Below are 3,678 nucleotides of genomic sequence, written 5' to 3' on the forward strand. Positions count from 1 at the left end.
GGCCGATCACGTATATTCTCAGACGGAGCCTCACATCGACCAAGTGCCCGACGCTTCACAGCGCCAAGACACCCGTCGGTGAGCTCAAAAGAGAAACAACAGATCGGCACAAGTCTACTCACGCCAGGTCCTAAGACCCAGCCGCAAGGACAAACGCCGCCCGCGTCTCCCTTCCTCATTCCAACTTGTCAAAGATCAGTAATCACTCTCGTAATTACTGGCTGAGGAGAAGTCAAGTATCTCGGCTTTCGCCAGATCTACTTTTCTTATCCTCGGAAAGTCCGTCCGACCCGCCCGGTTTTTCTTCCGGACCGCGTCGGGAGGCGCCGTATAAGCTGCCCCAGACTTCCGTGTCAACCGCCCATTGTCCCGGCGAGGGAACCGAACCGGCCGTGCCGGATCTCGGCGCCCCCCCCTCGACGGAGCGCAGCGCGGAACGGCCCGGAGGCCCCTCGGTGCGGCGCTGGACGATGGACGCTCCCTCAGTCGCCGGGCCCGGAGCGAGCCTGGGCCCGCGCCCGACAGCGTCGCGACCCCGGAGGGTCGATGCTGGCCGGTGATGCTGAAGGAAGGTCCGGCCGACGGCGTACCGTCGTGGCCGGTGGAGCGGATTTAGGCGCGGGCGCCGCGATGCGCAAGGGGCCGCACGCAGGACGGCCAAGCCCGTGACGCACGGCTCCGGGATCGCGGCCGCTGCGCGCTTCCCGCTCGGACTCCGCCCACAGACAGCGCGGTGCGGCGCCGATCTGGGCAGGCGGAGGAGCGGCTGCACCGACTTTGGTCTTCCGCATCCCGGGGCGAGCGCGGATCATCCGCCGTCGACACCCGTCCGGCGCGGGCGCCCCGCCGGCGCGCCCGGCCGCGCGTCCCCGCCGCAGAGGAATCGCCATGCCGCGCCACCACGAGATCCCCGCCATCCCCGAGAACATGGTGCTCGGCACCTTCGACGCCGCGCGGCCGCCCGTGCTGACCGTGGCCTCCGGCGACACCGTCACCCTGCACGCGCATCCCGCCGGGGGCCGGGCGACGCTCCACCCCGACCCCGCGCGGGTCCCGGCGGACCTGCTGCACGCCCTCGACACCCTGCCGCGCGGTCTGGGGCCGCACTTCATGACGGGGCCGGTCCACGTCGAGGGCGCCGAGCCCGGTGACATGCTGCAGGTCGACATCCTCGACCTCGAGTTCCGGCTGGACTGGGGCTTCGTGTCGATCCTGCCGCTGCTCGGCACCCTGCCGGACGAGTTCACCGAGTACGAGACCGTCCACGCCGACATCGACGCGGCGCGCGGGACCTGCCGGCTGCCCTGGGGGACGGAGCTGCCCCTCGCCCCGTTCTTCGGCATCCTGGGGACCGCCCCGCCGGCCGCCTGGGGCCCCGTGGGCTCCGCGGTGCCGCGCGCCTTCGGCGGCAACATGGACAACAAGGAGCTGACGGTCGGCACGACCCTGTACCTGCCGGTCTTCAACGCCGGCGGCGGCTTCTACGCGGGCGACGGCCACGGGGTGCAGGGCGACGGGGAGGTCTGCATCACCGCCCTGGAGACGGGGCTCACCGGGACCGTCCGGCTGACGGTGCGGAAGGACCTCCGGGACGCGTGGCCCTTCGCCGAGACCCCGACCGACCTGATGTCGATCGGCCTCCACGAGAGCCTGGACGAGGCGATGCGGCAGGCGGTGCGCGGGATGATCCGCCTCGTCTGCGACCGGACGTCCCTCACCCGCAACCAGGCCTACATGCTGTGCTCCCTGGCCGGGAACCTGCGGATCACCCAGACCGTGGACGGCAACAAGGGCGTCCACATGATGCTCCCGAAGGCCGCGCTCGCCACCGCCTGAGCGCGGCGCGCCGGCCGCCCGGGAACAGCACGCGGCTTTTACGGTCTTAACCTAGGTCAATACCGTATTTCTCGGCGGTTTAAACACGGAATTAGCATCCTTCCGGCTATCCAGGCGGGGTTTTCCCGCCGCGCGCTGCCCGGCACTCCCGCGAGGCCCTGGCATGCGCCCGGATCCCCTGCCCGCCCGCCCGCCGCTCCGGGACGCGGGGTTCCCGATCCCGCCCGGGCAGGGCGCGGCGCGCGACCCCCTGGTTCCCTATCTCGACGCGGCCCGGCAGGGCCTCCTGATGATCGACCGGGCCGGGACGGTCGTGGCGGCGAGCGTGCCGGCGCGGCGGCTCCTGGAGAGCCTGACGGTCGCGCCGAGGATCGGTGCCGCCGCGCTGCCGCTGCTGCGGGCCCTGCGGGACGGGAGCGCCCCGGCGCGGCACGCGACCCTGCGGGCCCTGCGCGGCGCGCTGGCCCGGCGGCAGCCCGCCCTGTTCGAGGTGCGGCGCCGGGCACACACGGTCCAGGTCGAGCTCCACCCTCTCGCGGAGGGCGGCTGGGTCGTCACCCTGGAGGACGTCAGCACCCGGAAGGCCACCGAGGCCCGGGCCGACGCGATGGCGCGGCTCGACCCGCTCACCGGCCTGCCGAACCGCCTGCTCCTGCGCGAGCGCCTCGCCGCAGCGCTGGAGCGGCTCGCGCGCCCGGGCGAGGGCTTCGCCCTGCTGCTCATCGACCTCGACCGGTTCAAGCCGGTCAACGACACCCTCGGCCACCCGATCGGGGACGCGCTGCTGGCGACGGTCGCCGACCGCCTGCGCTCGACGGTGCAGGCCACCGACACGGTGGCGCGGATCGGCGGCGACGAGTTCGTCATCCTGCAGGCCGGGATCCGCGACGCGGCCGGCACGCAGGCGCTCGCCCGCCGCGTCGTCGACCTGATCGGCCGGACCTACATGGTGGAGGGCCATCTCCTGACGATCGGCGCCAGCGTCGGCGTGGCGCTCGCCCCCGCGGACGGGACCGACGCCGACCGGCTCCTGAAGAACGCCGACCTCGCCCTCTACCGGGCCAAGCTCGACGGCCGCGGCACCTACCGGTTCTTCGAGCCGGAGATGGATGCCCGCATGCAGGCGCGCCGGAAGCTCGAGCTCGACATGCGCCAGGCGCTGGCCCGGCGGGAATTCCAGCTGCACTACCAGCCGCAGATGCAGCTCGCGAGCGGCACGCTGATCGGCTGCGAGGCCCTGATCCGGTGGCGCCATCCCGACCGCGGCCTGGTCTCGCCCCTCGACTTCATCCCGCTGGCCGAGGAGATCGGCCTCATCGTCCCGATCGGCGAGTGGGTCGTCCGGCAGGCCTGCCGCGACGCCGTGACCTGGCCGGACCCCATGTCGGTGGCGGTCAACGTCTCGCCCGCGCAGTTCAAGAGCGACCGCCTCGTGGAGACGATCATCTCGGCCCTGGCGGGTTCGGGGCTGCCGGCGCGGCGGCTCGAGGTCGAGATCACCGAGGGCGTGCTGCTGCAGGAGAACGACCGGACGCTCCAGACCCTGCACCGGCTGCGGGAGCTCGGCGTTCGCGTTTCCATGGACGATTTCGGCACCGGCTACTCGTCGCTCAGCTACCTGCGCTCGTTCCCCTTCGACAAGATCAAGATCGACCGGTCCTTCGTGAAGGATCTGACCAGCAAGCCCGACGGCGAGGCGATCATCCGGGCCATCGCGGGGCTGGGGAGGAGCCTCGGCATGACCACGGTCGCTGAGGGCGTCGAGACGTCCGAACAGATGCAGCGCATCCGCTTCGAGGGCTGCACCGACGTGCAGGGCTACCTGATCAGCAAGCCCGTTCC

The 3,678-nt window shown here is 71.8% G+C and carries 2 protein-coding genes; both read left to right on the forward strand.

Features of this window, described 5'->3' with window-relative positions:
- Positions 1-888 precede the first annotated feature (888 nt).
- The gene (locus ME121_RS32450; RefSeq protein ID WP_012321333.1) at positions 889-1,836 is read left to right on the forward strand and encodes an acetamidase/formamidase family protein; all 948 of its coding nucleotides are present in this window, start codon (positions 889-891) and stop codon (positions 1,834-1,836) included.
- A 163-nt stretch (positions 1,837-1,999) separates the two neighbouring features.
- A partial coding sequence (locus ME121_RS32455) for a putative bifunctional diguanylate cyclase/phosphodiesterase (protein WP_491892949.1) occupies positions 2,000-3,678 on the forward strand: 1,679 nt, incomplete at its 3' end.

This window comes from Methylobacterium sp. ME121, from assembly GCF_000974725.1.
In the GTDB taxonomy this organism is placed as follows: domain Bacteria; phylum Pseudomonadota; class Alphaproteobacteria; order Rhizobiales; family Beijerinckiaceae; genus Methylobacterium; species Methylobacterium radiotolerans.

Coding starts and splice junctions, on each gene's coding strand:
- ME121_RS32450 (WP_012321333.1), top strand. CDS start 889: ATGCCGCGCCACCACGAGATCCCCGCCATCCCCGAGAACATGGTGCTC.